Annotated in this window: 23 protein-coding genes and 6 pseudogenes; 14 read left to right on the forward strand and 15 right to left on the reverse strand. The window is 67.9% G+C overall.

Annotated elements, in window-relative coordinates; all coding sequences use genetic code 11:
• Positions 1–22: 22 nt before the first annotated feature.
• The 3 genes from MFF21_RS11995 to MFF21_RS12005 all read right to left on the reverse strand — a co-directional run bounded on the left by MFF21_RS11995 (position 23) and on the right by MFF21_RS12005 (position 1,934).
• Positions 23–577 carry a hypothetical protein gene (locus tag MFF21_RS11995; RefSeq protein ID WP_048444041.1) on the reverse strand — a complete coding sequence of 185 codons (555 nt, stop codon included), beginning with the start codon at positions 575–577 and terminating at the stop codon, positions 23–25.
• Positions 578–660: 83 nt separating this feature from the next.
• Positions 661–1,407, reverse strand: a complete 747-nt coding sequence (locus MFF21_RS12000) for a P-loop NTPase family protein (RefSeq protein ID WP_048444042.1) — start codon at positions 1,405–1,407, stop codon at positions 661–663.
• A complete protein-coding gene (locus tag MFF21_RS12005) occupies positions 1,407–1,934 on the reverse strand; it encodes a hypothetical protein (protein ID WP_048444043.1) in 528 nt (175 codons plus the stop codon). Before MFF21_RS12005 ends, MFF21_RS12000 begins: the two co-directional genes overlap by 1 nt.
• A gap of 314 nt (positions 1,935–2,248) precedes the next feature.
• Between MFF21_RS12005 and MFF21_RS12010 the strand changes: the two genes are divergently transcribed.
• The 3 genes from MFF21_RS12010 to MFF21_RS12020 all read left to right on the forward strand — a co-directional run bounded on the left by MFF21_RS12010 (position 2,249) and on the right by MFF21_RS12020 (position 5,850).
• A complete protein-coding gene (locus tag MFF21_RS12010) occupies positions 2,249–2,545 on the forward strand; it encodes a hypothetical protein (protein ID WP_048444044.1) in 297 nt (98 codons plus the stop codon).
• Positions 2,542–5,487, forward strand: coding sequence for a MobF family relaxase (gene mobF / locus MFF21_RS12015; protein ID WP_048444045.1), 2,946 nt, complete (start codon positions 2,542–2,544; stop codon positions 5,485–5,487). Before MFF21_RS12010 ends, mobF begins: the two co-directional genes overlap by 4 nt.
• Positions 5,488–5,556: 69 nt before the next feature.
• A complete protein-coding gene (locus MFF21_RS12020; RefSeq protein ID WP_083469131.1) occupies positions 5,557–5,850 on the forward strand; it encodes a FitA-like ribbon-helix-helix domain-containing protein in 294 nt (97 codons plus the stop codon).
• Between the two features lie 68 nt (positions 5,851–5,918).
• On the opposite strand, the gene MFF21_RS12025 is transcribed toward MFF21_RS12020, so the two are convergent.
• Positions 5,919–7,145, reverse strand: coding sequence for an IS701 family transposase (locus MFF21_RS12025; protein WP_238235811.1), 1,227 nt, complete (start codon positions 7,143–7,145; stop codon positions 5,919–5,921).
• A gap of 125 nt (positions 7,146–7,270) precedes the next feature.
• Here MFF21_RS12025 and MFF21_RS12030 point away from each other — a divergent pair.
• Positions 7,271–7,423 (forward strand): annotated as a pseudogene (locus MFF21_RS12030) (transposase); the annotation flags it as partial.
• Positions 7,424–7,481: 58 nt separating this feature from the next.
• On the opposite strand, the gene MFF21_RS12035 reads toward MFF21_RS12030, so the two are convergent.
• A complete protein-coding gene (locus tag MFF21_RS12035; protein ID WP_048444046.1) occupies positions 7,482–8,894 on the reverse strand; it encodes an ISL3 family transposase in 1,413 nt (470 codons plus the stop codon).
• Positions 8,895–9,200: 306 nt separating this feature from the next.
• Here MFF21_RS12035 and MFF21_RS12040 point away from each other — a divergent pair.
• Positions 9,201–9,383 (forward strand): annotated as a pseudogene (locus MFF21_RS12040) (IS5/IS1182 family transposase); the annotation flags it as partial.
• 248 nt (positions 9,384–9,631) lie between these two features.
• Here the strand turns inward: MFF21_RS12040 and MFF21_RS12045 are convergent.
• Positions 9,632–10,660, reverse strand: a complete 1,029-nt coding sequence (locus MFF21_RS12045) for an IS110 family RNA-guided transposase (protein ID WP_048444047.1) — start codon at positions 10,658–10,660, stop codon at positions 9,632–9,634.
• A 74-nt stretch (positions 10,661–10,734) separates the two neighbouring features.
• On the opposite strand from MFF21_RS12045, the pseudogene MFF21_RS12050 reads away from it, so the two are divergent.
• Positions 10,735–11,073 (forward strand): annotated as a pseudogene (locus MFF21_RS12050) (transposase); the annotation flags it as partial.
• A 260-nt stretch (positions 11,074–11,333) separates the two neighbouring features.
• On the opposite strand, the gene MFF21_RS12055 reads toward MFF21_RS12050, so the two are convergent.
• The gene (locus MFF21_RS12055; RefSeq protein WP_048444048.1) at positions 11,334–12,362 is read right to left on the reverse strand and encodes an IS110 family RNA-guided transposase; all 1,029 of its coding nucleotides are present in this window, start codon (positions 12,360–12,362) and stop codon (positions 11,334–11,336) included.
• 92 nt (positions 12,363–12,454) lie between these two features.
• On the opposite strand from MFF21_RS12055, the pseudogene MFF21_RS12060 reads away from it, so the two are divergent.
• Positions 12,455–12,598: pseudogene (locus tag MFF21_RS12060) on the forward strand (IS5/IS1182 family transposase); the annotation flags it as partial.
• A gap of 505 nt (positions 12,599–13,103) precedes the next feature.
• Here MFF21_RS12060 and MFF21_RS12065 read toward each other — a convergent pair.
• Both MFF21_RS12065 and MFF21_RS12070 read right to left on the reverse strand, forming a co-directional pair.
• A complete protein-coding gene (locus MFF21_RS12065) occupies positions 13,104–14,639 on the reverse strand; it encodes a carbohydrate porin (RefSeq protein ID WP_053080306.1) in 1,536 nt (511 codons plus the stop codon).
• Positions 14,640–14,745: 106 nt separating this feature from the next.
• Positions 14,746–15,237: a DUF2721 domain-containing protein gene (locus tag MFF21_RS12070; RefSeq protein WP_238311395.1), complete on the reverse strand. Its 492-nt coding sequence runs from the start codon at positions 15,235–15,237 to the stop codon at positions 14,746–14,748.
• A 210-nt stretch (positions 15,238–15,447) separates the two neighbouring features.
• Between MFF21_RS12070 and MFF21_RS12075 the strand changes: the two genes are divergently transcribed.
• Positions 15,448–15,852, forward strand: coding sequence for a flagellar basal body rod C-terminal domain-containing protein (locus tag MFF21_RS12075; RefSeq protein ID WP_048444049.1), 405 nt, complete (start codon positions 15,448–15,450; stop codon positions 15,850–15,852).
• A gap of 6 nt (positions 15,853–15,858) precedes the next feature.
• Here the strand turns inward: MFF21_RS12075 and MFF21_RS12080 are convergent, their stop codons facing one another.
• Positions 15,859–17,394 carry a phospholipase D-like domain-containing protein gene (locus MFF21_RS12080; protein WP_048444050.1) on the reverse strand — a complete coding sequence of 512 codons (1,536 nt, stop codon included), beginning with the start codon at positions 17,392–17,394 and terminating at the stop codon, positions 15,859–15,861.
• A gap of 225 nt (positions 17,395–17,619) precedes the next feature.
• Here MFF21_RS12080 and MFF21_RS12085 point away from each other — a divergent pair, with 225 nt between their 5' ends.
• The 3 genes and pseudogenes from MFF21_RS12085 to MFF21_RS12095 form a co-directional block, all read left to right on the forward strand.
• The gene (locus MFF21_RS12085) at positions 17,620–18,171 is read left to right on the forward strand and encodes a DedA family protein (protein ID WP_091891680.1); all 552 of its coding nucleotides are present in this window, start codon (positions 17,620–17,622) and stop codon (positions 18,169–18,171) included.
• Positions 18,172–18,268: 97 nt separating this feature from the next.
• Positions 18,269–18,517 carry a hypothetical protein gene (locus MFF21_RS12090; protein ID WP_236012820.1) on the forward strand — a complete coding sequence of 83 codons (249 nt, stop codon included), beginning with the start codon at positions 18,269–18,271 and terminating at the stop codon, positions 18,515–18,517.
• A gap of 51 nt (positions 18,518–18,568) precedes the next feature.
• Positions 18,569–19,570: pseudogene (locus MFF21_RS12095) on the forward strand (sodium:proton exchanger); the annotation flags it as partial.
• Between the two features lie 47 nt (positions 19,571–19,617).
• Here MFF21_RS12095 and MFF21_RS12100 read toward each other — a convergent pair.
• On the reverse strand, positions 19,618–20,208 hold the full coding sequence (locus MFF21_RS12100) for a PepSY domain-containing protein (protein WP_091891677.1): 591 nt from the start codon (positions 20,206–20,208) through the stop codon (positions 19,618–19,620).
• Positions 20,209–20,511: 303 nt separating this feature from the next.
• On the opposite strand from MFF21_RS12100, the gene MFF21_RS12105 reads away from it, so the two are divergent.
• Entirely contained in the window at positions 20,512–20,913 is a 402-nt protein-coding gene (locus MFF21_RS12105; protein ID WP_048447844.1) for a cation transporter dimerization domain-containing protein, read from the forward strand.
• A gap of 22 nt (positions 20,914–20,935) precedes the next feature.
• Positions 20,936–21,061, forward strand: a pseudogene (locus MFF21_RS12110) (trehalase-like domain-containing protein); the annotation flags it as partial.
• A gap of 50 nt (positions 21,062–21,111) precedes the next feature.
• On the opposite strand, the gene MFF21_RS12115 reads toward MFF21_RS12110, so the two are convergent.
• A complete protein-coding gene (locus tag MFF21_RS12115) occupies positions 21,112–21,588 on the reverse strand; it encodes a hypothetical protein (protein WP_083469524.1) in 477 nt (158 codons plus the stop codon).
• A gap of 412 nt (positions 21,589–22,000) precedes the next feature.
• Between MFF21_RS12115 and MFF21_RS12120 the strand changes: the two genes are divergently transcribed.
• The gene (locus tag MFF21_RS12120; protein WP_157080868.1) at positions 22,001–22,285 is read left to right on the forward strand and encodes a hypothetical protein; all 285 of its coding nucleotides are present in this window, start codon (positions 22,001–22,003) and stop codon (positions 22,283–22,285) included.
• 197 nt (positions 22,286–22,482) lie between these two features.
• Here MFF21_RS12120 and MFF21_RS12125 read toward each other — a convergent pair whose 3' ends face one another.
• The 3 genes from MFF21_RS12125 to MFF21_RS12135 all read right to left on the reverse strand — a co-directional run bounded on the left by MFF21_RS12125 (position 22,483) and on the right by MFF21_RS12135 (position 26,046).
• Positions 22,483–23,982 carry a carbohydrate porin gene (locus tag MFF21_RS12125; RefSeq protein ID WP_091891686.1) on the reverse strand — a complete coding sequence of 500 codons (1,500 nt, stop codon included), beginning with the start codon at positions 23,980–23,982 and terminating at the stop codon, positions 22,483–22,485.
• Positions 23,983–24,185: 203 nt separating this feature from the next.
• Positions 24,186–25,661 (reverse strand): efflux transporter outer membrane subunit, encoded by a 1,476-nt coding sequence (locus MFF21_RS12130; RefSeq protein ID WP_048447846.1) that lies wholly within the window; start codon positions 25,659–25,661, stop codon positions 24,186–24,188.
• A 157-nt stretch (positions 25,662–25,818) separates the two neighbouring features.
• Positions 25,819–26,046, reverse strand: coding sequence for a hypothetical protein (locus tag MFF21_RS12135; protein WP_048447847.1), 228 nt, complete (start codon positions 26,044–26,046; stop codon positions 25,819–25,821).
• Positions 26,047–26,442 lie beyond the last annotated feature (396 nt).

Raw genomic sequence — 26,442 nt, forward strand, 5'->3', positions numbered from 1 at the left:
CGCAGGCGAGAGGTCATTCAGCTCAGGGGGCTGTGGCGAGGAGGCTCAAGGGCACGCGCGCCTCCGCGTAGCCGGACTGCGCCACCCAGCTTCGCAGCACACCGTCCGCGCCATCACGGCGCCAAAGCAGTGCGCGGGAACCAGGATCGAGCCGGCCCGCGACGCGCATGCCGTCCGGCATACGCCAGCCGATCGGCTGCGGCTCCGCACCCCGCAGGGTGACCCATCGCTCTGGCGTGCGGTACCAAGCGACTAGTGCCAAGCCGAAAAGCAGTAAGGCACTGCCCAGGCCGAGACCGATTGGCACGAGGCGGTAGGGCAGCCGAGAGCGCCAGATCGCGAGCCGGCTCGCCGTCCCGGCTCGGATCGGCCGATGCGAGGCCTCCGCATTCCGCAGCGAGTCCAACAGCGCCAGGCGGTCTTCCGGCGTGAGTACGGATTCCGCCTCGGCGAGGGCGGCAAAGCGCGCATCGGGTCGCGCCTTTAAAAGCCCGTCAAGCCGACGCTTGCTTACCCGCGCCACCTCCGTCGCCTCGGCCTCGGCCGCCTTAGTGGCGGCAGCGAGGTTGTCCCGCACCGTCTTCGCCGTCGGTGATCCCGAGGCAGATGGAGCCGAGGCGGGCGGGCCCGCGGGGCGCTTCGGTGGAATGGCCACGAGGCTCAGCCCTCGACTAGCCAGAGAGCCGCGGGCTTGACCGCTTCCATCACCGCGAGGCGGAAGGCGGTCAGGTCGCGCAGCATCCGCCCGGCCTGGGCCGGCGAGGTCTCCTTAGCGAGCCTGGCGCGGTCGAGCTTCGGGATGCCGCGGAGCTGCCCCGCCGTGAGCACCTCGCGGGTGGCGTCCTCTAGCTCGAACGCGCGCAAATGGCTCAGCGTCGCCGCACCTGCGACCCGCTTCAGAATGACGGGATCGATCGCGCCGCGCAGCGCGTTCGCCACCACGAAGCTTGCCGCCGCCCAGTCCTTGGCCGCCTGAAGCAGCTTGCCCGCATCCGCCAGCGACCCTGCCTCGGCCGCGACCACCACGACGAGGCCGAGCTCGATCCCGGCCTCACGCAGCGACGCCGCCTCGTCCTTGAGCACGCCGAGCAGGCTCGCCGAGGAATTGGCCCCGAGATCGACCAGCGTCGGACCGGTCACGCTGTAGAGCGCGTTGACGACCGGGTCGAACTCGGCGCGCGCTGCCTTGCCGCCCGAGGCCTCGATCGCCTCGCGGCTGGCGCGCACCGAGAAGTGGCGCACGCTTCCCGGCTCGTTGTCGGCCTTCGCGGTCTTGAACTCCGTAAGGCGCGGGGTCGATTCGACTTCGAGTATCGGCACGTCGGTGACCGCCTCGGCCAGCCCGCGGGTGATCGTGCTCTTGCCGATGCCGCCGGTTTCCTGAGCGACGATAAGAACGCGGGCCATCACTCGGGGTCCTTCCTGAACAGGTGCTTGTGCTTGGTGACGTGATGATCGCGGATTTCGGCCTCGCTCATGGGCGGCTCGCCGGATTCCGGAGGCGAACCGGCCGTGAGCTCGGGGGCGAGCCGGGCTCGCCGTGCGCCGGCATCGGAGGGCGAAGCCGGCGCGGGCCGGCGCGGTGGCAGTGGAGCCGCGGCGAGATCGGGCCGCATGTCGCGCAGAGCCGCCCGCGCGGCCCGGCGGCGGGCCTGCCGGCGCACGCTAGAAATCACGCCGGTCAGCTGCGTGTCGGTGAGCGGGCGCCCGTCGGCGGTGGCGTAACCCTGTGCGGTCAGGCCGGCGGCAATCTCCTTCCAGGTGCTGCCGGAGGCCTTCAGGGCGAGCAGCGCGTCGAGGTTGTCGCGCACCATCGCCATCAGCCCTGTGGCCGCCCGCCCGCCCGGGGCGAGCGTCATGCCGTCGCGCGCCTTGGCGGAGGCGGCGAGGTCGCGCTTGAGGCGGCTGAGGTCGAGGCGGGACTGCATCGGCATGTACGCCGACCTATCAGGCGGTCCCTTGTCGGCCGGTGTGGTGGGGCCGGCAAATGCCAGGGATCACGGCAAGGAATCGTTAGCGCGCGGCTGCATACGGCAGGTAACGGTTGCATCGCGGCTGGACGCGGCAGCAATACGGCAACCCACGGCCAAGTACGGCAGCGATTACGGCTGGGCCACGGTAGCAGAAGGGATATCACACCACACGCACTGAAGTGGCCCGGCGTTAACCGCGCGGCCGTGTCGGCCTCGCCCAACCGCCTCGTCCGTGCCAAGCCTGCCGTCTCGATCCGCGCGCAGCAGGTACGCCGATGGCCCAGGAGGTCAAGCTCACCGTGACCCTGGAAGCGGCGCTCGCCGCCCGGTTGCGAGCCGCCGCGGCCGAGCGCGGCTGGTCCGCCGAGAGCTTGGCCGTCGAGTGCATCGTCCAGCACCTGGAAGTGGCGATCCGTCACCGCGTCCTAGTCGAGCGGATGGAGCAGATCGACGGCGCCATCCTCGAGATGGCCCAGGCGGTCGGCGAACTCGGTGCGCCGTCGGCCGGCATCGACCTGTCCAAGGTCTGCCGCCTGCACAAGGGCGACGGCGTCGCCGATCCGGCGCCGTGACCGCCTCGCTGCACCGGCTCGGTGCCGGTTCGCCGGCAGCGTCGTACTACACCCACGACAGCCAGCGCGAAGCCAAACCCGACAAGCGGGACGAGTACTACCTCTCGGACGGCGGCGGGGTCTGGTGGAGCAGCGGCGAGACGATCGTGCGCCACGGCGCGGCGATCGATGCAGCCTCGTTTCGCGACCTGTGTGCGGGGATCCACCCAGGCACGGGCAAGCCGCTGGTGCGCGGTGCCGGCCCGGGTCACTGGGCGGGCGTCGACTGCACTATGACCCCCGGGAAGAGTGTGTCCGTGCTTTGGATGGCCGGCACGCCCGAGCAACGCGCTGCGATCGAGGCCGCCCATCGCGCCGCCGTCGAGCGGGCGCTGAGTTTTGTCACCGCGGAGGGCCTCGTCACTGTCCGGACCGGCGCCGGCGGTACCGACCAGCATCGCCCGCGCGACCTGATCGTCGGCCGGTTCGATCACTATACAACTCGTGAGGGTGACCCGAATATTCACACGCACTGCGTGTTCATCAATGTCGCTGGTACGCCTGCAAATGCCGGTGCTGGTCGATACAAGTCCCGGACGCATCTAACCATTGAGCCTGAGCGATTATATGCCGCCCAGCTCGGAGTGGGAGCGGCGTACAGGGCGGCCCTCGCCGAAGGGCTGCGCGAGCGGTTCGGCCTGCAGTATCGCGAGGCCGGACGCGGGCAGTGGGAGGTCGCCGGCCTGCCGGAGACGTTACTCGCGGCCTTTTCCAAGCGCTCGCAGCAGATCCTAGCCTATGCGGGCACGGGCGCCAGCAGCGCCCAGCGCGAGATCGCCGCCTTGGCGACCCGCCGGGGCAAGGAGGAGTTGCCGACCGGGCCGGAGCTGGAGGCACGCTGGCGCGCGGAACTCGCCGCCTGCGTGATCGATCCGTGGCTGGCCGCGCGTCACCTTGAGCGCGACTCCGCCCTCGTGCTGACCGCCGAGCGCGATCGGGAGCGGGAGACCCCGTTCGAGCCGCCCGAGATCCCCGGCGACGGTGCGGTGGCACGCGCCGCCTCGGCCTTGTTCCGGCACGAGAGCGTCGTGGCGCGCAAGGATCTGCTCCAGCGCGCCCTGGAGGTCGCGGGCCTCGCCGGCGTCGGGGTCGACGCCGTGGAGGCGGAGCTCGCCCAGCTCGAACGGGATGGCGCGCTGCTGCCGCTGGCCGACGCCGCGATGGTCCCGGGTGCCAGCGCGTGCTGGACCAGCCCGGGCATCGCCGCTTGCGAGGCGGCGATGCTGCGCGCGGCCGATCGTCCCCTGGAGCGGACCTGGATTACGCCCGAGGCGGTCGAGGATGCGCTGGAGCATGCGCCTCACCTCAGCGCCGAGCAGGGCGAAGCCGTGCGCCACGCCGCCGGTCGGGACGGGGTGTCGCTGCTGCAGGCCGGTGCGGGGACCGGCAAGACCACGACGGCGGCCGCCCTGGTGGCCGCCGCCCGCGGCTCCGGTCTCCGGGTGATCGGCCTCGCCCCGTCGTGGGTGGCCGCCGACGAGCTCGGGCGCTCGACCGGGATCCCGGCGCAGGCGATCGCGCGCTGGCGCCAGGACCGGACGCTGACAGCAGGTCCGGATACCGCCAACCGCCCCGACCGGCCGGCGCTGCTCGACGCCGGTACCCTGGTGCTGGTCGATGAGGCGGGGATGGTCGCGACCCGCGACATGGAGGCCGTGCTGAGCGCGGCCCGGTCGGCCGGGGCGAAGGTGGTTCTGATCGGCGATCGGCGCCAGCTCGCCTCGGTCGGGGGCGCGAGCGCTCTGCGGGCGGTCGCCGATGTGGTCGGGCGCTCTGTGGTGCTCGAACAGGTCCGCCGGCAGACGGTGGAGTGGCAGCGCGCGGCCTCGGTGCTGATGGCGCGCGGCGAGGTCGAGGCGGGCTTGCGCGCCTACTCGGCCCGGGACCAGATCGAGCTGGTCGCCGGCGCCGAGGCTGCGCAGGCGCGCGTGCTCGCGATCTGGACCGAACAGCGCGCGGCGCAGGGCGAGGACGTGCTGATCGTGACCCGGCGCAACGCCGACGCTGCAGCGCTGAATATCCGGGCGCGGGCCGTGCTGCGGACAGAGGGACACCTCGGTCCCGATGTGGTCACCCTGCCGGCGCGCGACCGTGACGACAGGCCAGTGCCGCTCGCTCTCGCTGTCGGCGATAGCCTTCGCATCGGCGAGAGCCTGCCGCATCTCGGGTTGCGCAACGGCAATCGCGCCCGGGTCGAGGGGATCACAGTCGAGCCGGAGGGAGGAGCACGCCTGCGCCTGGCGCTGGAGGATGGTCGCGCGCTGGAGGTGGCGTGGTCGGATCTGGCGCAACAGCCGCGGTTCGGCCGGAAGCGGCCGCAGCCCAGGATCGTGCATGCCTATGCGGGCACGGCCTACGCGGCGCAAGGCCGGACCTCGTCCGCGGCGGTGATGTATGTCGGGGCGGCGACCGACGCGCGCGAGCTCTATGTCGGCCTGACCCGGCACCGGCACGAGGCCAGGGTGGTGGTCGAGCGCGACCGGCTCGACGCCCTGTGCCGGCAACGTCAGGCGGATGCGTGGATGCCGGCCACCGACGCGATGGTGCTGGAGCGCCTGTTCCGTGAGGCGCGGAACTACAGCGAGAAGGCCAACGTAGTCGATCACGCCGCCGACCGGGTGGCTTTCGTGCGGGATGGATCGCTGGAAACGCGCGAGCCCATCGGCCAAGGGGTCGACGTGCCGCGCGTGATGCGCGCGGCGCGGCTTTTACGTGAGGCGATGTCGTGGCTTGGCGTCGAGCCGCTCATCGTGCCGACGTGGCGGCTGGTGGATGCCTACGGGCGTCGTCTGACGCAGGCACCGGCCCGGGCGACGCGCGCTTTGGTCGACGAGCTCGCCCGCCGCCTCGATCGCCCCGATCCGCTACTCGACCGTGAGCGGGGTCGCCACATCGAGCGATGATAAGGCTGAATGCAGAGTGCAAAAAACGATTTCGTTGCCAGCAGTGCTAGCAACGCCTACGATCGGAGCATGGCCGTTTCCCACGCACCCAGCGCGACGATCACGATCGGTAATCTTGACGGGCGGGTGAAGAAGCGGCTTCGCGGGCGCGCTGCTATGAATGGCCGATCAATGGAAGCCGAGGTGCGTTCAATCTTCTCGGACACGCTCGGCACCGAGGCAGTCGAGTCGGTGAATTTGGCGGAAGCGATCCGCCGGCGGGTCGCGCCGCTTCGTGGCATTGAGCTTGAAGATCATCCAGCCATCTCGCTCGGTGAGCCGCTCGGATGGTGCTCTAAGATTACAGTTGCATCCTTCTTCTGAGATGCGCCTGTCGAGCGGCAGCTTGGTGGGCGCGCCGCCAGGCTGACCAGGCGAGCACGAGGGCGGGCTCAATGCGCCGCTGCGCCAGCCGCATCGCCACGCGCCGGATCTCTTGGATGGACCACGGCACCGGCGAGCTTGGCGATGAGCGTCGTTTTTGGGGGCGGACTGTTGGCCAAGTGGCGCACCCGCGCCAGCATCGCGAAGGCCAGCATCACCAAGCTGACGTGCCGGTGCCAGCCGTGCCACGAGCGGCTCTCGTTGTGGGCCAATCCGAGTTCCGTCTTGGCGGTCTGGAACGCGTCCTCGATCGCCCAGCGCCGGCCTTCCACCATCACCAGCTTCTCGACCGGCGTGCCGGCCGGGCACCAGGTGGTGAAGTACGCGAGCGCCCCGTCCGACAGGCTGCGCCGCACCAGCAGGCCGCGCGTCCACAAGCTCTGATCGAGCGCGGCGTCGAGCGCGTCGGCCCGGAGCGTGGCCAGCGGCAGATAGGCCCAGTCAAACAGGCGTGGTCCCTTGATTCCGGCTCCGGCCGAGAGGCGCAGCCAGTCCTGGTCGGGGATGCCCTTGGCGATCTCCGCGGCGGTGCCCGCGACGTCGAGGTGTGCGTTCCAGGACCAGAAGTGATGCTGACCGGTAACGCCCAGCACGTAGCCCTTGTAGGCGCGCCGCAGAGCCAGCTCGATCTCGCCCACGCCGTAGATGCTGTCGACCGCCATCCAGGCAAACGGCACCTCTGCCTGGATGGCCCGCTCGATCATGGTCTGCGCCAGCTGCGGCTTGGTGGCGAACGTGATCGCCTCGGGCACATGCGCTGCTTGCCTTCGGGCTGGATCGCCGGTCCAGGCTTTGGGCAGGTACAGGCGACGGTCGATGAAGGCATGGCCCTGATCCGAGACGTAAGCGGCAAACACCCCGGTCTGGCAGTTGGTGATCTTACCGGCCGAGCCTGTGTACTGCCGGCCCACACCGCATGAGGCTTTGCCCTGTTTGAGAAAACCGGTCTCGTCGATCACGAGAACCGCGTCGGGTGCGGCAAGCGTCTCGACGACGTAGTCACGCACGACATCGCGCAACGCCTCCGCATCCCAGTGCGTGCGACCGAGGATGGCCTGCTGGCGCCAGGGACCCGGGTCCCCGGCAGCCTCAGCCCGCATCCAGCCGGTTTTGCGCCGCTCACCCCCGAGCAGGCCGTCCAAGAAAGCGTTAACCGAGGCGGCGACACTCGGGGCGGCGAACAAGGGGCGGATGCGCTGTTTGGCCTGTCGTAGCGTCCTGGACCAGAGCTCCAGCGTGGATTGGAGCGAGGCTTAGGACATCGCGCTCTCCCATCCGAAACCTCTCAGATAGGAGCCTTTCCCTTCAACTGTAATGCTAAAAGCGTGGGACAAAACTGGTGTGAGTGGGTTGGGAGCGTATGGACGCTCTCGTTCCCGACGACCTGTGGGCAGTGATCGAGCCGCTTCTGCCGTTTGAGCCTGAGAAGCCGAAAGGCGGTCGACCGCGCACCTCGGATCGGGCGGCGCTGGCTGGCATCATCCTGGTTCTGCGCACGGGCATGCAGTGGAAGCTGTCAGCGGGCGTTGAATACTGGTTCTTCCGCACTTCGTGCGGCGCGGAACGACAGGTCAGATCGCTATGAGGGCGCGCTGGCGCAACAGCGCGAAGCCCGCGCGGCCGAACATCGTGCGCTTGAGCATCTTCTGCCTACCGATCTGCCCCTCCACCGGACTCGTCGACCAGGGCGTCGTGATCGTGCCGCGTAACGCGTCCCTGTCGCCCTCGAGGCCGACGGCGAACTTCGCCAGCGGCGTCGCAGCCGCCGCCGCGAACCAAGCCTCCAGGCTCTCGCCCGAGCGCCGTCGCACGAGGTCGGCAAAGCGCGTCGCGACGGCCACGCTCTTCGCCAGATCGGGTGCCTCTACCCGTAAGCGATCGAGGAAGCGGCGATCGTCCGCAACGAGCGTGCTCGGGTCCGCCTGCAGAAGCCACGCCGTCCGGTTGATCGACGGGGGCCGCCATGGCGGCGCGCTCGTCGAGCCGGGCGTGGCGTCCATCACGTCCGTGCTCGCGCGACGCCGCCGCATCGCCCAATCCCGCACCATACGCGGACGGATGTCGGCGCCCGCGTGGATCAGCCCGCGGGCGAGTTCGGCGGCGTTGCGGCAGCCGGCCTGCCAGCGCGCCTCGAGATGATCGCGGTAGGGGTCGAGGATCGTCGGCACGATGCGGCGTCGCTGCCAGGAGGGCGGTGCGTCCTGGCGCAGCCAGACCCGCACCGTCTTGCGATCGAGATCCAGAGCGCGAGCCATGCCGGCCACCGAGGCGCCGGCCTCGGACAGCCGCTTGAGCTCGGAGTGCCGAGCCCGACGCGGCGCGTGCGTCGCCTGCTTCCGAACCTCGATCGCCGTCGGCGGCCGCGCGGCTCCCGCCACAGCCCGCGCCGCCTCGACCTCGTAATCGACGCGCGCACGACCGACGGCGCGGATCACGCCATGATGATGGGCAACGATCGCATGCAGGGCGACGCTAAGGTTACGCAGCAGGTGAAAACGATCGAGCACGTGCTGGGCTTGCGGCGCGCCCGCGCGGGCGCCCTCGGCGAAGACGTCGGCGCGGTCGCGAGCGATGACCTCGATGCCCGGATGGGCGCGCAGCCACGCGGCGACGCTCCCGGCGTCCCGGTCGGGCAGGAGATCGAGGACGGTGTGACGTTCGAGGTCGACGACCATAGTGCCGTAGCTGCGCCCGCGCCGCCAAGCCCACTCGTCGATGCCGACGACGCGCGGCTCGGGTTGCGTCGGCAGTGGCGCCGCACGCACGAGGCGCACGAGGGTATCGCCACTCACCGGCATCGCGAGACGATGCGCCATACGGGCGGCGGGCGCACCACCGAGGGCGAGACCGAGATGGCGCTGGAGCACGCGCAGCCGCTCGGACCGGCGGGCGTGAGAGACGGCGACGTCACCAACGCTCTCGCTGAAGGTCCGCCGCGGACAGGCTGGGTTCGCACAGCGGAAGCGTTGCAGCCGGAGGCGCAGGCGGACGGACCGGCCCTGCTAGGGAAAATCGGCGAGGGTGCGCTCGCAATGACCGTGCTTGCGCCCTGCTGACGATCGACAGGTGGGACAGCGCGTCGGGCTCGGGCGGGGTACAACGCGCACGATGAGCGGGTCGGTCGCCGGCTCGATGCCGACGACGTTCAAGCCATCGGGCACGAGGGGCAGGATACGGCGGGGCATGGCGTCCTCCGGAAAGCCGATCTCCGGAGATGGGGCACGTCACGCCGGCCGGCACACTTCGCCACACGAAGTGCGGAAGAACCAGACTTCGGTGCCCGTTGATAGAAGCACCTGCCGCGTTTTGAGGTGGGCTGCAGCGGCAAAACGAGTTGGCGGCGGCTCGGCACGTGGCAGGCAGCCGGTGTTTGGGCCGCCCTGCACCGCGTGATGATGGAGCAGCTTCAGGACGCCGATGCGCTCAACTGGTCGCGCGCGGCCCTCGACAGTAGGAGCCTGCCGGCAAAACGTATGGCCCGCCCCGTCCGCAAGTGGCTCTGGATCCGCTGGTCTGAGCAGTCTGCATAAACGTATCCGGCCTTCGGGCGAGCCCTTGGCCAAGATGGAGATCCGCGCGTCCTGGGCCTCATAAAGGGGTCGGCGTCGAGCGCCATTTTTGCCGGGAGGCTTCCAGAACACCGATCTACTGTCAGGCCATCTTCCTCTCACCGCTCGCAGACATCGGAAGGCCGGCGCGCGCCGCGCCAGCCAAACTCGGATCAGGCGGCCACGGCCGTCGCCTCGTAGACGCGCCCGTGGCGCAGCAGCGCCCAGACGATGCGCGCCATCTTCGCCGCCAGCGCCACTACCGCCGTGTTGGCATGCGCCCGCGCCAGAAGCCCGCGCAGCCACTGCCCGAGCCGCGTATCACTTTGCCGGAGCGTCGGCATCGCCGCCCGGGCACCCTGGATGAGCGTTTTGCGCAGGTACTTGCTGCCGCGCTTGGTGATGCCGACCAGCCGGGGCTTCCCGCCGGTCGTCACCTGCCGCGGTACGAGGCCGAGCCAGGCGGCGAGGTCGCGTCCGCGGGCGAAGCTTGCCACGTCGCCGATGGCCGCAATCAGCGCGGTCGCATTGAGCGCGCCGATGCCTGGGATGGTGGTCAGCCGACGCGCGTTCTCGTCCGTGCGCGCCTGCTCGGCGAACTCAGCATCGAGCGCGGCGATACGCCGGTCGAGGCCCTGCCAACGCTCGCGCACCTCAGCCACGAGGGTGCGCATGCGCGGTGTGAGCGAGGAGCCCGCTCTTGTGTCGAGTAACGCAGCCAGACAGGCGGCCAGCTTGGCCCGCCCTTGCGCGACGACATGGCCGCGCTCCAGAAGGATGGCGCGGACTTGGTTCATCAGCGCCGTGCGCTCGCCCACGAGCTGGTCCCGGACCCGGTGCAGGGTTTGCACGTCGAGCTGCGCCTCGGACTTGAGCGCCACGAACCGCATCGTCGGGCGGGTGGCCGCCTCGGCGATGGCTTCGGCATCGCGGTCGTCGTTCTTCTGCGCCTTGACGTACGGGCGCACGTATTCCGGCGACATCAGCCGGACCGTGTGTCCCTGCTCTACGAGGGCGCGGCCCATGTGGTGCGCACCGCAGCACGCTTCCATGGCCACGACGCACCCCGGCAGCTTCGCGCCGAAGGCGATCACCGTCTCGCGCCGCATCTGGCGGCGCAGCACGACCCGCCCGCTCGCATCCAGCCCGACAAGGCTGCAGCTGTTCTTGCCCAGATCGATCCCCAGCACCGCGATCGTCATCGTTCCGCTCCATCCCTCATCTCGGCCGCGCTGCAAGCCTAGCAGTGCAGCCCGGTGAGGGGCGGGCCATCCATAAAGGGGGCTCCGCGACGGGCCCGAACCCGACGGACCGGGGCAAGCCGGGGACGAAGCGCCACCTCGTCGTGGACGCCAACGGCACGCCGCTCGGCCTGACGCTGACCGGGGCCAACTGCAACGACAGCCGTATGCTTGCGGCTACCCTCGACGCGGTGCCGGGCGTGCGCACGGGCCGCCGGGGCCGTCCGCGGCGCAGACCGGACAAGCTGCACGCCGACAAAGGCTACGATCATCGTCGCTGCCGGCACGAGTGCCGGGCACGCGGGATCGTGCCACGGATCGCTCGGCGTGGGGTGGAGAGCCGCGAGCGGCTCGGGCGCTATCGCTGGGTCGTTGTTTGATCGCGTTGCAGGCGTCAAGTTGGACGAGAGCGGTCGCCGCCGGATCGTGGTTGTTTCCGCGGTCGGCCCCTCTGACCGCCGCACCATGCGTCTCGAAGCGAGGCTCACCATGTCGAACGCGCGGTCCGGCTCGACACCGGCCGCAAGACCCGACCCCGGGATGGCCCTGCTCGCGTCCCGGCGGGGACGCCCTTGTCCGCCTCACGCTGGCGGAACTCGATGAACGGTACCCGTGCGTGCGTTCAGTACGTGCCTCACGCGGCAGCCGGCGGCCACGGCTGGAACGGTGTTCCCGCTCGCCACATCGCGTGCAACACGACCGCGAGTTTGCGCGCCACCGCGACGGCGGCGTGCTTGAAGCCCATGCGCTCGGCCAGTGCCCGTCCCCAAGTCTTCAGGGCCGAGTCCTGCCGCACGCGCACCAACAGGCTGGCCGCCGCCTCGAACAGGTAGCTTCGCATCAGCCGGTCGCCGCGACGCGAGATCCCGCCCGTCCGGTCGATCTCGCCGGACTGACGGCGGACCGGCGTCAGCCCGAGATAGGCCCCAACGGAGCGTGAGTGGCGGAAGTGCTCGGGCGCCTCGATGGCGGCCGCAAAGCTCGTGGCGACGATGACCCCAACGCCGGGGCAAGTCATCAGCAGGCGGCAGGTCGCATCGCCCCTGGCCAAGGTGATGAGCCGTCGATCCAGGACACCGATCTGGCCGCGCACGGCGCGCCATGCCGCCAAGAGCGGCTCGACGATGACGGCGACGGTCGGACGGGACGCGATGAGGTCTTGCACCCGGATCTCGAAGGCCCGCCCCGCTCCCTTGCCGGCCATCAAACCGAACGTCTTGAGCGTGCTGCGGATCTGATTGGACAGGTCAACCGCTACGCCCATGAGCTGGGCGCGGGCGCCGATGAGGTGGCGCACGGCATGGGCGGCGTAGCTTTTGACGCGGGCCTCGCGGTACCAACCCATGCGTACGAGTTGCGCCAGCGTCTCTGCATCGCGCGCGTCGGTCTTGTTCCGCTGCAGGGCCGTGGCGGCTCGCGCATGCCTCGCATCCAGGCAGACGATGGGCAGGCCGAGCGCCTTGCAGGTGTGGTAGATCCAAGGGGTCAGCGGCCCCGTCTCCAGGCCGACGCGCAGGAGATCGGGGGCGTGACTCCGCAAAGTCGTGGTGAGCACATCCGGATCGCTGGCGCGTTTGCCGCGCCAGACCGTGGCTCCGGTCTCGTCGATAACGTGGATGGCGGTCTCTTCGTTGGAGACATCGAGGGCGCCGTATTGGGGCATGGAGGCGCTCCGATGCAGGTAAGGACGCGGCCATCAGACCGCATCGCGTCACCCTCAGCAGCCTTCAATTCCGGCTCGGGTCGCGATCAGCGCATGTCGAGCGCGCCTTCGCCTGGATGGCCCGCTTCCGCCGGCGGGCCATCCGCTACGAACGGCGCGCCGACCTCCATCTCGCCTTTACCACCGTCACCTGCGCCCTCATCTGCCGCAAACAGGTCAAACGGTTTTGTCCCTGACTTTAATTGACCAAGAGCGCGAGACGGTTCAAACTATGAATTGCTAGGATTTTAGGCAGTGATCAGACATGTTGTGTCGATGGTTGCTGATTTTGTTGGCGTCGAGCGTCTCTGCCGAAGCGCACCCCAGCGCTTCGCAAGGTGACGTGGGCACACCGCAGACGCTCACCGAACCCGTGTACGTCAGGCCTATCTATGGCGCCTATCGCCGGTGCGGAGGCGCCTGCCTCAAGAGCGGGTTGCTGACGTGGTTCTGTGGGACAAAGACGATCTGCATTCTCAACTGCGCGACTGGCCCCCCCGCCAGGCGCTGCGCGTCACGTTGAGCCGCTTCGACGCTCTACTGAAAAGAAGTGCGTGACCCGCGGGAGCGAAATATCCTGAAATTAAAAAATGACAGCCTGGAGTAGCTTGCGCCACTAACCCCAACCAGAAAAGTCTCTTAAACTCCAAGGTCAACACGGCCATCCGGTCGGCTTCGATCCTGTTCGAAATCATGTCGGCTTCAGAACTGTGCACGCAGCCGTGTCCCGAAGATAAAGGCCGGCCCACGATCCCGATTGTATCCGGGGCTTACTACGATCTGACTGTCGAACGTCAGTCGTATAGAAGGCGCCAGCGGCAAGCTGTAGTAAGCTTCGACGATCCTCTCGGCCCCAGGGTGGGGCAATCGACCGTCCCCGACGAGGATGCCGAGTCCTCCGGCATCGAAGTAGGCTTGATGCGGGCGGGTGATACCGTTGATGACGCCGGCTAATCCCACGGTGTCCGATGGGCGTCCCCAACGCTCACCCGCGATCGACAATCCCGCTGCCAAGGTTCTATCGACGTCGGTGAACTCGTACGGCTCAACATTTCCGTCGGCCAAGCCGCATCGGACGAACATACCGACGTCGGGCAAGATCTGCTGTTCGAGGTTGAAGCTGAGCCCTGGGCGGCTGCGGTAGCGGCGGACGGTCGCCACATCCGCGGGCCCGCCCGTCACCATTGCCAGACGAACCGCGTCGTCGAAGCGACCCATGCGGCCGCGACTGAGAAAGCCGGTGACCTTGATCTTGCCGGGTCGTCCCCAAAGTTCATGCCTCCGTTCGATCTCGAGAACGGCTTGATTTTGATTGAAACCTGGGTCCAGATCCTTGCTGTTGGGGACAATAGAGAGGTCGAAAAAGCCCGCGCGGAACACCCAGGCGTCCTGGTACCACTCTGCTGCGGCGCCGACCGTATAGCCCCACGCATTCGCAGCGTAATCGAATGTGCCGGTGTCAATAAGGGCCCAGTTGAGGAAGTCGGTTCGTGGGTCGTGGGCGTACCTGTTGGTGTCGAAGACATCAGCGACGCTGAACTTCCCTAACGTCAGCACGATCCTGTCGGCCTGCCGCGACCCGCCGAGCTGGTTCAGATCTGGATCGACCCTCTCGGTTTCGCCTCCCAAGCCGATTATCTGGCGGATGAAAGCGCGGTGAAGCTTCACGTAGGGGGTGATGCTGCCGACCTTGTAAGCTTCCCCGTTTGGGAAACCAGCGACACCAAGCGTGGTACTGAGACCAAAACCCTGATCGACCTCCGGGTTTAACCAAATCTCTGCCCCGGGCCACAGCCGCATACCCGCGTAGAGCGTGAAATCGAAGGTCTCCTTAATCTGCCCTTTGGCGTTGAGGCTGTTCGGCCCACGGTAGGGCGAGCGAAACCGAGAATTGCCCTGTGTGACGAAGGTGGTCTGGGCGCGAATGGCCCAGTCTTCTTCGACGAAAGCATCTGACACCGGAGCGTCCGAAGAGGGCGAACGCGACGTATCCTTCATCTCCGATCCGGCAGAATTCCAAACCGCGTCGCCGGTCCGAAAGATCGGGATGCTGGGTCCGCTGCCCGTGGTCAGCTTGAAGTCGGAGCCGCTGTCGGAAGCGTCAGCGCCGCCCTTTGCGTTGAGATGGTCGCCGAACCAATCGACGAAGGTCGGCCTCGACGGCATCGAGCGACCGAGCGGGAGGTCAGCCGTTCGACCGAACTCAACCGACATCAGCAACAGGGTCAGCGCACCCATAGCGGCTGCAGGGAGGGCGCAACACCGGGTAGGCATCGTGAATGCGGGCCCGAATTGATTAGCTGTTGCTATACCGTAAGCGGTGTGCTCAGGCCACGAGGAATGCTCAATCCGCTGCAGCAACTGCAGTGTCCTGCTGGTGCCCGACCTCAAGCCGGATGCTCCGGCTTGCCATAAGGATTTCGCACAGGAAGCCTGCAATGGCGGCGATCGTGAAGGCCAGAGCCAGTCCAAAACAACCGTAGAGCACCGTCTCCGTTGTCGCGTTCCTCAACTCGCCGATGAAAAGCACCATGGCTGCGATGCCCGTCAGGAACCCCGCCAAAGCCACGAGGCACACAGCTCCGTCGAGCAGGAGGGATCTCCGCTGCAATTGCGACAGCTGACGCGCCAGCCTTTTGGTCTCGCGGGAAGGCCCCTTCTTAAGATCCTGGGAGAGGTCACGGACTTGGTCCCCGATCCGGCCGTGGCGCGTTGCGAAAACGTTGAGCAAGGTCGCCAGGGCCGAGAGTAGAAAGATCGGGGTCAAGGCGACTTGGATGATGTGAGACAGATTGTCGAGGGCAACAGCAGTCGGATTTGGCATGCCGAGGCTCATAGGCAAAGCAGGCCTTGGATACCAGGGCCGATCGCGGGCGGTTTGACGCTTCGCCACGTGCAGCCCTGCAGAGCGCGGTCGCGACGCCATCCACTGAACCAACGCGCCGTGATTAACCGGCCATTAACCGCAATCCCTAACCCTTCCTTCAGGATTTTGCGAGTCGCGCCGGCATCGATCGTCCGCTCGCCGGATCAGGGGAGAGAACAGATGGCCGGGAGCGAGGGCGTCTCTGGATCCGCCATTGCGGCGGCAGGCCTGCGGGTGCAGCAGGGCCGCCTGCGCGTCATGACCGAGAACCTCGCCAACGCAAACAGCACCGCGAGCACGCCCGGCGGCGACCCCTACCGGCGCAAGATCGCGGTGTTCGAGCCGGTCGGGGCCGATGCCGAGCCGACCGGTCGCGTCGTGCGCGACACCAGCCCGTTCCGCTCAATCTCCAGCCCCGGGCACCCCGCTGCCGACGCGCAGGGCATTCTGAAGCTGCCCAACGTCAATCCTGCCACCGAGATGGCCGGGTTGCGCGCGGCGATGGGCGCCTACGAATCCAATCTGAAGGTGATCGCGACGCTCGACGACCTCAACAGGCGCACCGTCGACCTGCTGAAGATCTGAGGAGCGTCATTCGCTTGAGACGCCCGTTCGTTCGGCTCCGCGGCGCAGCGGATGCGCGCGGCGCCGATCGGCGAGCGCGTGCAGCACGGCTCTCCAGACCGGCTCGGGCTGCTCGGGGTCCAGAAGCTCGCCCTCGCTCAACGGCTGCACGGCTCCTGCGGCTGATGCGTCCAGGGGAACCAGTGTACGCCCGGTGTCGCAGCGTAGCGCCTCGATCGCCGCAATCAGCGAACCCGAGCGCGCCAGGGTGCGGGCGATGTCGTCCGGTGGAACACCGAGGTGCTCGCCGAGAAGCGCATCGCGCAAGCCGAGGATCTCTGCCGCGACGGCTCGATCGGTCGCATGGCCAGGCACGGCTTCGACGGCCAGATCGCATTCCGTATCGAGGCCCATCGAGCGGTTGTTCAGGTTGGACGAGCCGATCTTCAGCAGGCAGTCGTCGACGATCAGCACCTTGGCATGCACGTAGATCGGCTGCCCGGCTGCGGTCACCGGACGATAGATGCGGAAGCGTCCGAAGCGGTCCGCGCCGCGGATACGCGCCAGAACACGGCCGCGTCCCCGTCCCATGGCCGCTTCCTCGAGCCAGCCCATGGCACGCTCGGGATTGATCACGACGATCTCGGGCCCGTCCGGCTCCCTCAGACGGGATGCCATGGCCTCGGCGATGCAGCGTGCGGCGAAGTACTGACTCTCAATATAGATCGTGTGTCGCGCGGCTGCGATGGCGGCGAGGTAGAGTTGCTCGATCTCGTGCACGTTGGGGCGGCCGTGAAAGGGCGGCGCGGTCCGGGCGATCCCCACCTGCACGTCGCGCAGAAGCGGCCTCAGCCCGTCGGGCCAGGGGTCTTGCGTAGATGGACCGGGCGGCGCGATCCGCTCGCCGGTAGCATAGTGCCAGCGCTCGCGCGCAAGGTCACCGAGGGCTGACGCGGCCGCGCCGTCGACCGCGACGGTGGCGTCGTGGAACGGCGCGTAGGCGCGTCCCGACGGGCGCACCCGGCGCGTGTCCTGGTCGGCATGGTCGCGGGTGTCCCAGCGGTCGTCCGTCATGTCGATGCCGCCGCAGAAAGCGAGCGCGTCGTCGATCACCACGATCTTCTGGTGATGCGAGGCTCCGGGCGGGTGGGCACTGTCGAGCCGGAACTGGAAGCCGCGGGCCCGCATCGAGTTCAGAAGGTAGAGCGGCGTCGTGCCGCGCGCCAGCGTGCCGAGGACCCCTAAATTCCACTGCAGCACGCGGATGCTCAGCTCCGGCCGGCGCCGGCCGAGTTCGGACAGGAACGGGCCGAGTTCCTCCGGCAGGCCCGGCAGCGGGTGGTCGGGGTCGAGCTTGATGCGGGTGTCGAACTCCCAGCCGATGAACAAAACCGCGTGGCGGGCGCGCAGGAGGGCGCTGCGCAGATGCGCGAAGTAGGCGGCGGCATCCACGATTGGGGCAAAGCGCGCCGCAGGCTCGACGCGCCAGCAGGTCAGGCCGGACTGCAGCAGCTTCGCCCCGCCCGTGAGCGGGACCGATGCCGTATGGGGCGGATGATGCATCGGCGCGTTTGGTCCCCGGGATGGCGGCCCGCTGCATCGTCGCGCTGCAACAGGGCGCGGGCAGCGCTTTGGTGTCTGCGTATGAACCCGCCCCCCACTTAGTGCGTTCCCGATCCGACCTGCGGCGGCAAGGCTTCTGCAGGTGCCGCTTGCGAGGAGGTTGCGCTGGTCGACTGGATCGTAGCCGCGATCGAGCGGACCGGCTATCTCGGCGTCTTCCTGCTGATGCTGATCGACAACATCTTCCCGCCGATCCCCTCTGAGGTGATCATGCCGCTGGCAGGCTTTGCCGCGGCGCGCGGCCAGCTCAGCCTCGTCGGCGTGTTCCTCGCCGGCACGGCCGGATCGCTCTCCGGCGCGCTGGTCTGGTACGGCGTGGGGCGCTGGCTCGGACGCGAGCGCTTGCGGCGCTTCGCGGCCCGGCACGGGCGCTGGCTCACCCTGAGCCCGGCGGAGGTCGATCGGGCCGGCGCCTGGTTCGCCCGGCGCGGCGGCGTCACCGTCCTAGTCGGTCGCGTCGTCCCGGGCGTGCGCAGCCTGATCTCGGTGCCGGCCGGGGTGGCCGGTATGCCGCTCACGCCCTTTCTGGCCTACTCGGCTCTCGGCACGATCGTCTGGACCGGGCTGCTGACGGCGGCCGGCTACGGGCTTGGCGAGAACTACCGCAGCGTGGGCCGCCTCATCGAGCCGATCGGCAACGGCGTGCTGGTCCTGGCGCTCGTGCTCTACCTCTATCGTGTCGCCACCTTCGGACGCCGGAGCGGCGTTCGGGGCTGAGGCGCGGCAGAAACAGTCCTTTGCCGGCGTGATCGCGCGACGCTCGCTTCAGCGGAACGCGAACAGGCAGGCCGTGACATGACGTAGAGGAGTTCGCGTGAAACGCTTTCTGATCCTGGTTGCCGTCGCGGTCATGGCCACCCTCCCGGCCCTCCTGCTGCGCGCGACGGGCTGGCGGCCCAGCCCGGTCCTCGATGCCGCCGCCTTCGGCAGCGCCATTCTGGCGGCGGGCTTCCTGCTGTCTTGGGGAGCGGAGACGGCCGAGCAGCATATCGCGCAAGGCCTGATCCTGGCCGTGGTCGCCCTGGTGACCGTGCTGCCGGAATACGCGGTCGATCTCTATTAAGCCTACAAGGCCGGGCTCGAGGGTCCGGGGTCGCAATACGTTCATTACGCCGCCGCCAACATGACCGGCGCCAACCGGTTGCTCGTCGGCTTGGCCTGGCCCCTGATGGTGTTCCTGCATTGGACGAAGGACCGGCACCGCGCGGTCGATCTTGCCCCTGTCAATGCCGTCGAGATGGGCTTCCTGCTGCTTGCCAGCCTCTACGCCTTCGTGATCCTGTTCAAGCGCAGCATTTCCGTCGTGGATTTCGCCGTGCTCGCGGCCATCTTTGCGGCCTACGTCTGGCGCGTGCGCAACCTTCAGAAGAGCGACAATCCGGACGAGGCGGAGGAGCCGGGGCCAGCTGCCGCTCTAAACGCCTTGTCTCCCGGCCAGCAATGGGCCGCGATCGGGGCTCTGGTGGCCGTGGCCTGCGGCGTCATCCTCGCCTCGGCCGAACCCTTCGCCGAGGCCATGGTGGGCACCGGCCGGGCGATCGGGCTCAACGAGTTTCTGCTGATCCAGTGGCTGGCGCCCCTGGCCAGCGAGGCGCCGGCCATCTCGGTGGCGGTGCTGTTCGTGCTGGCCAACCGCGCCGGCGACGGGCTGATCGCCATGATCAGCGACAAGATCAACCAGTGGACGCTGCTCGTCGGCATGCTGCCGCTCGCCCTGAGCGTCGGCGCGGGCGCGATGAGCCCCCTGCCGCTCGATGCGCGCCAGGGCGAGGAGTTCTTCCTGACAGCGGCCCAGTCGCTGCTCGGCATCGCGCTCCTGCTGCGCCTGCGCCTCGGCCTCTGGTCCGCGCTGGCTCTGGCCGGGCTGTTTGCCGTGCAGGTCGGGCTCGCCTTCGTCTACCGCAACGACGAGGCGCGCACGATCGCGACGCTGACCTGGCTCGCCTGGGTCTATCTCGGCCTAGCCGGCCTTCTGTTCCTGATCAACGGACGCCGCCTTGTGGCCTTGGTGCGCAGCGCTCTCACCGGTCAGCCGTCTGAGGATCTCTCGGATGGCACACGAACCGACCTGGAGCCATCGGCAGACGAGAGCCGCGTCCCGTCTACGGCCCGCTGATCGGAGCGGTCCGGGCGGAGCCGACAACTCCGCCCAGCCCTGCCGACCTACTTGCTCGGCATGATCTTTCCGTCCGCCCCGACCCTGATCTTCTGCGACTGGCTGCCGGTCATCACCGTGATCTTGTACTGCACGCTGCTGGCCTCACGCTCGACCTCGGCCTCGGCCGCCTTGCCGCCTGCCTTCTGCTCGGCGGTCGCGACCGCCTGCTTCAGGCTCGTGGGGGCGTTCTGCACGTCGGACGGCTTCAGGCGGATGAAGTAGCTCTCGATCGGGTGGTTGTCGCTCTTGGTCACCTGCCCCGTGGTCGCGTCGATGTGGTGGTCGGTGAGCTTACCATCGCTGCCGAGCACCTTGATTTCAAAGTACGGTTTGCCGTTCCCGCTCTCGAAGTCCGCCTCGATCGCGCGACCAGGTCCCTTGCTCTCGGCCGTGTCGAGCGCCTGGGCGAGCGAGACCTTGGCGGTCTGCAAACCTTCGTGCTCACGCTCCTTGTGACCGGTCGTGCCGTGGGCAGGTTGCGCAGCACCCGGAGGGGCAGCCGCAGGGGCCGGCGCCTGGGTAGGCGGGCTCGTCTGGGCCGCAGCAAATCCGGAAAGGAAGAGGAGCGGAGCGAGGGAAAGGGCGATCCGGGACATGGCGTCTCCTGTAGCTTGGTGGGCAGCCGCAAAGCTGTGCGGCCTTAACGCAGGAGTGATTGGACGGTTCGCGACGGCGGCTCTCCCGTGCAACGTTGGACGCAAATCCGGCTTGGCGGCACTCTACGCTCTGCTGTGCGTTCAGACTTGGATCCGGTGTCGGGGGCAGTTCCGAGCGCGAGCACGGCCGGCGACACTGCGACAAGCCGGGCTGGTGAGGAAGGCGGTTGCAGGCGTACCATGGCGTGGATCGCACCCGCCAACCCGAACGCTGCTGAGGAAGGTTCGTCCGTGAGATCGCAGATGCCGAATGCCTACCACCACGCCCCCGTTGCCGGCCTCCTCATGCTCGCTCTGGCCGCACCTGGAGCGCAGGCACAGGGCGCGCGGGCTCAACCGCTGGATGCCTACGAGGCTGCGCACGGCGTCAAGGGCTCGCAAGTCGCGTCATTGATCACGCGCATCGTCGAGCGCCAGTTGCTGGCGATCCCGGGCGTGCGCTCCGTCCACGACCTGCACGTGCGCTCGATCAGCTCTGGCATCGACGCCATGAGCGCGCATGTCGTCGTGACCGACATGGCCGAGGCCGCGCGCATCCTCAAGGCGGTGCAGCAGGTCATGGCGGCCGAGTTCGACACGCGCCACGTCACCGTGCAGGTCGAGAACGAGGTCCTGCAGGAAGAGGAAAAGGTCCGGAAGACCTGAGTGCCTATCGCAGGCCACGGCCATGCCTTCCCGGATCGAGGACTATGCCCTGATCGGCGGCTGCGAGGCGGCCGCGCTCGTGGCGCGCGACGGCTCGATCGACTGGCTGTGCTGGCCGCGGTTCGACGCGTCCGCGTGCTTTCCAGCATCATAATTTGATCAAGTTCGCTTGACCGTACGCTGAGGCTCTGCCGAGGTCTAGTCGCAGACGCGAACCCGGCGGATGTAGGTTCCGCCATAAGCTCCGATGAAGCGCCGCCGCACGAGGTGACAGTCACCGCCGTAATAGGCCGGATAACCATACCCGTAAGCCGCAGGGTAGCCGTATCCGTAGTAGGCCGGGCTCGCGGCCAAAGCTCCGAGCGCAAAACCACCGAGCAGACCCGCTGCACCGTAACCGAAGTGGCCGTGGCGACGGTAGCCATAATGGCCTCCATAGCCCCCGTGCCCACCGTAGTAGCCATGGCGCAGCCCATGACCACCGAACCCGCCGTGACCACCGAACCCGCCGTGACCACCGAACCCGCCGTGACCACCGAACCCGCCATGACCACCGAACCCGCCATGACCGCCATGGTGCTGCGCAGCTGCCGGGATAGATCCCACAAAGCTACCGGTCAGCAACGCAAGCGCGGCGTAACCGGTGATACGGGCCACTCTGAACCTGACGTGCATGGCACATTTTCCTCATTGAGCATCACCCAGGGACATAGGTCATCTGCCGGATGGTAGCTCGCCGCACCCCTCTTGAGCAGGCCTGGGCAGTCGTGAATTAACGGCGGTGGCGCAGCAAGGTTCCCAGGGGTAGGAGTGGGGCATTGTGCCGATGCTTGGCTTCTGATCGAGTATCGTTGAACTATCATCGGGCGCAAATGGTCGTGGCTTGAGCGACACTCAAACTTCAGCTCGGGCAAGTGCTGGCGGGAGAGTGAGTCGCAGCTTGGCGATTCGTGACGTACAACGATGTCGGACAAACTGACGGCATAGCGGTCGCGCATGTGGCGCTGAGCACAAGACCAATGGCGCAGAGTCGGTCTCACTGATTCCGGCTTTGGGTCTTGAGGCAAAAATGTTCAGGATAATGCTGATGCGCTGCAAGCTCTCAAAGCACATCGTTGCCGCCGTGGCTCTCGCTGGCCTGACCGCCGTGCCCACGAACAACCTGGCAGCATCTTTAGATCTCGGCATGCTGACGCGATTGCTCGCGCCGGCCGGTCTCATGCTGATGGTGGGAAATGTCTGCGCCGCGCGCGATCCCTCCTTCCTGGCCGAGACGGCCGGCAAGCGGGGAGACCTTCGCTTCTACGCGCAGGAGGTGAAGAACGAAGTGTCAGCCAAGGGATCCCCGAGGATGAGGTCCTGCTCGTCCTGAGACAAGCGGCCGATGTCGCCAAGGCAACCGCGCTGACGGCCATCGAAGACTTACACTCCGACAACCCGGACGCCGAGCTGTCCGCCACCAATGGCTGGTGCGACACGATCGTGAGATCCCTCGTGTTGACACCCTGGGCTGCCTGGACTCGCCGACGACATCATGCGCGCACGACGAATCGGCATCGCAAGTGCCGTTCAGTAGCGGATTGTCGCGCGCAGGCCAAACACGGCCGCATTCCGGATCCGCCGCCCGTACGGGTCGCGCGGATTAGCGATGCCGCCACTTGGCCGGAACACGTACTGGAAGTCCGGCTGCACGGTAACGCCGGGCCCGAGGATGGCTTGGTAGCTGACCTCCAGCAAGGCCTCGCTGCTGCGCCTCGGGCTAGGCGCGCCACCGAACAGAAGGGTGTCGCGATCAAATCCTCGAGCGCTCTTCGAGATGCGCTCGACAGCAAAAGCTATGCCGATCGTATCGTCCGAACGGCCGGGCAGCAGACCCTTATAGCCGATCCCGGCATCGAGGTAGAGGTCGAGCAGATTGCGACCCGAGGGCGAACCGGACAGGCGCACGAACACGCTGGCGCCATCGTTCGGGTCGTCGGGCTCCCGGTAGATGGTCTGATCGACGATGCCGTAGATGCCACTATTGCCCCGGAAGCGGCGCGCAAGGCCGCTGCTGGATGGGTTCGCAAGCGAGCCTCCGCTCCGATCGAAGCGTGGGCTGCCGAAGCGACCGAAATGATGCCAGCCGCCGAGCGTCACGGTGCCCGGCTCGACGTTGTCGTCGGCCTCGAGGCCGTAGGCATACGCGGCCTCCGCGATCACCAGGGCAGGGTCGTTCGTGCGGAAATTCGTGCCGGTGCGGTTGCGCCGCTGCGGATCGGGGCGGTTGTCGGGGCGCAGCGGTCCCGCCGGGTCACCATCGTAGATGCCGGCTTGCAGCGAGAAATTCCGGTTCGGCACGTACTTCGCCCGCACGGCCGGAACGGCAAGCGGATAGATCGGTCCGCCGCTCGGAATGACGGAGGCCATGATGTTGGGCCAGCCGAAGGTCGAATTGAGGAACAGGGTTCCGGTTTGGCTGACCGCGAACTCCGTGTCGGTCGCGAGTTGGCCGACCCTGATCCCGAGTTGGCCGTCGAAAAACCTCTGCTCGACCCAGAGTTCGTAGAGGCGCGAGGATGGTAGCGCCTCGATCGCGCTGACCGACATGAAGTTGTTGACGAAATAGCGTGACAGGCCGGTGCCGTGAATCTGGTAGAGGTTGGTGTGGAAAGCCGCGCCGTGCCAACCCATCAGGGTGTCCAGGTCGGCATCGAACTGGAAGTCGAGACGGCCCGCGGCGATGCCGCCGCGCCGTGCGCCGCCGGTGACGTTGCCGAAGCTCTCGCCGACATAGGTGAGGCTATACGCGATACCCCTCGTCCTCAGGAAGCTGCGGGCACCAAATGGATCGCCGTACGGCTCCAGCGGATCCTGGATCGAGGTGTTCAGGTTAGCGGAAGGCCTGGCCGAGAAGTCGGGCTGCGCCACCGAGGTCTGGGGATCGTTGCCGGCACCCCCGGGTCGGCCACGGAAGTTCGGTTCGAACGCGATCCGTGCCGCCTCCTCGGGAGGCGTTTGGGCCCATGCCGCCTGGGTAGCCATAGCCAGGGCCAGCCATAGGACGAGGGGACGCTGCAAGGGCTGCATGGGGACGATCATTCTTGGGACACACGCCGCCGGCGCAGGGCAGATCCTCATGCATAGCCCCACTTTGATGACGCTACGCCAGTCGCTGGTCTGCCGTCCCGCACCAGTATCTTGAAGCTCATCGCCTCGGGCGCACCACCTGATCTCCTGCCTTACGGTCAAGATTTGCCGCCCAAGAACGCGATGCACAAATGGCCGAGGGCTCACTCGTCTACGCGCAGGGGTTGCCCGCTGTCGACTGGCAGGCGAGCCGCGATGACCTCCTGCCGCGTCGGCAGACTGCGCGTGTCCCAGCCACCCCCTAAGGCCCGGATCAGCGCAATGGCCGTGGTGAAGCGGCTGGCCTGGACCTGCAGTGCTGCGACGCGGTTGCTCAACTCCAGCGCCTGCGCGGTCACCACCGTGGTGTAGTTTTGTGTGCCCGCCCGGTACTCGTTGAGCGCGATCTCCACGGCGCGGCTGGCGGACGCCACGGCAGCCTGCCGCACCACCTGCTGCCGTGCCAGAATGCGCACTCCTGCCAAGCCGTCCTCAACCTCACGGAACGCCGTCAGCACCGTCTGCCGGTACATCGCGACGGCCGCCTCATAGGCGGCCCGCGCCGCCTGCTGGGCGGCCGAGCGGGCGCCGCCGTCGAACAAGACCTCCGTTGCGGCCCCGGTCACCGACCAGAACTGGTTCTCGGCCGCAAACAGCGCAGCGGTCGGATCGCCGGAGAGGCCCCCTGAACCCGACAGGCTCACGCTCGGGTAGAAGGCCGCCACAGCGACGCCGATCTGCTCGCTCTGCGCCTGCACCAAGCGCTCGGCTTGGGCCACATCCGGGCGCCGCTCCAGCAGCGTCGAGGGCACGCTCACGGGTATGCTGGGCGGCCGTGCGGCGAGTTGCCCGCGTGGGATCGTGATCTCCGAGGGAGGCCGGCCGCTCAGGACCGCGATGGCATGCGCGAAGGTCGCCTGGTCCAGCTCAACCGCGATGCTCAAGGCCTCGGTTGTCTGGAGCTGGGTCTGCGCGGTGATCACGTCCGAGCGGGCGGCGACACCGGCCGCGTACTGGTTCTGGGTGATCGCTAGGCTGCGCTTGTAGCCCGCGACGGTGTCGTTCAGGAGCCGCCGGAGCGACTCCTGATAGCGCAGCTGGAAATAGTTCGTGGCGAGTTCCGCTTGGCTCGTGAGGCGCACGAGCGCGAGGCCGGCAGCGCTGGCCTGAGCGGAGGCCGTGCCGCTCTCGATCTGGCGGCGAATGCGGCCGAACAGGTCGAGCTCCCAACTGGCCGAGCCTTGCAGGGTCAGGGTGGTCTCTGCCTCGTTGCCACTCCCGGATTGCCGGATGCTGGGTGCACCGATCATGGTCGGGAAGAGCTGGGCGCGCGCCTGCCGGACCACGGCTCTGGCCTGCTCGTACCGAGAGATTGCTTGGCGCAGGGTCTGGTTGTCGACGTCGATGGCGCGGATCAGGCCGTCGAGGACCGGATCGCGGAAGACCGACCACCAGTCGCCGCGCGGGACCGCGTCGCTCGGCCTGGCCGCCCGCCAACCTGGCTCAGGGGAGCCGGAGGCTTCCTTGAAAGCCAGCGGGGTCTCGGCCGAGGGACGCGCATAGTCCGGTCCGACGAGGCAGGCCGAGGTCAGGCCGGCAAGCGTCATCGCACCGACGAGGCGCAAGCCCAGCGCACCCATCACCTGCGGGGCCGCCGGGTGGCGGCTGGCGGGTCCTGGAGGGCCCCGGTGTCGCGTGTGGACCGGCCGGGCAACCTGACAATCTCGGCCATGACGTCCAGCGTCCTCCCTTGCATCAGCGTTCCGACCGTTGAGCACGGTCCACGCGGTGTTCGCCTCAATGGCGGCGCGCCACATCGCGGTTCGCCCGGATCCAGTGGGGCGAGAGGATGTCGCCCTCTTCGGTCACGATCCAGGGCCTCGCCTCCGAGTCGTGCAGCGCGTCCACAGCCGCGGAGAGCGCCTCGCGCAAGGTTGCGAACGCCCGGCCCTGTCGGGTCTGTGCCGTCCCTGCTCCAAGCCAGATCGTCAGCTCAGCCCGTTTGTCGAGGTCGTCGGCCGTCATGCGTGGCTCCTGCCGTGTTGCGCGGAGCTAACGCCGGCAAGTGGCATCCGTTGGGCGGGCATGTTGCGGCTGTGCGTCCGGTGTGGCCGCAAGCGCGAGCTGTCCGGCGGTCGCACATTCCGTTCAGGTGCAGTTCAAAGGCGCACGCCTAGCCTGAGGACACGACGACACGATGCCCGTGCCGTTCATCAGGAGACAATGCACATGACAGATGCGCCTCGCTTCGGAGCGGCCCTGACCGCCGGTCTGTTCGCCTTGGCGGTCGGTATCGGCTTCGTGTCGCTGTCGGACCCGGCCGCCGCTCAGGGTCATGGCTATGGCCAATCCCGTGGGCACGGCGGATCCTACAGCCGCCACGGCGGCTTCGGTCGGCCCGGCTATTCCGGGGGCCATGGA

Source organism: Methylobacterium organophilum (genome assembly GCF_022179465.1).
Lineage (GTDB): Bacteria > Pseudomonadota > Alphaproteobacteria > Rhizobiales > Beijerinckiaceae > Methylobacterium > Methylobacterium organophilum.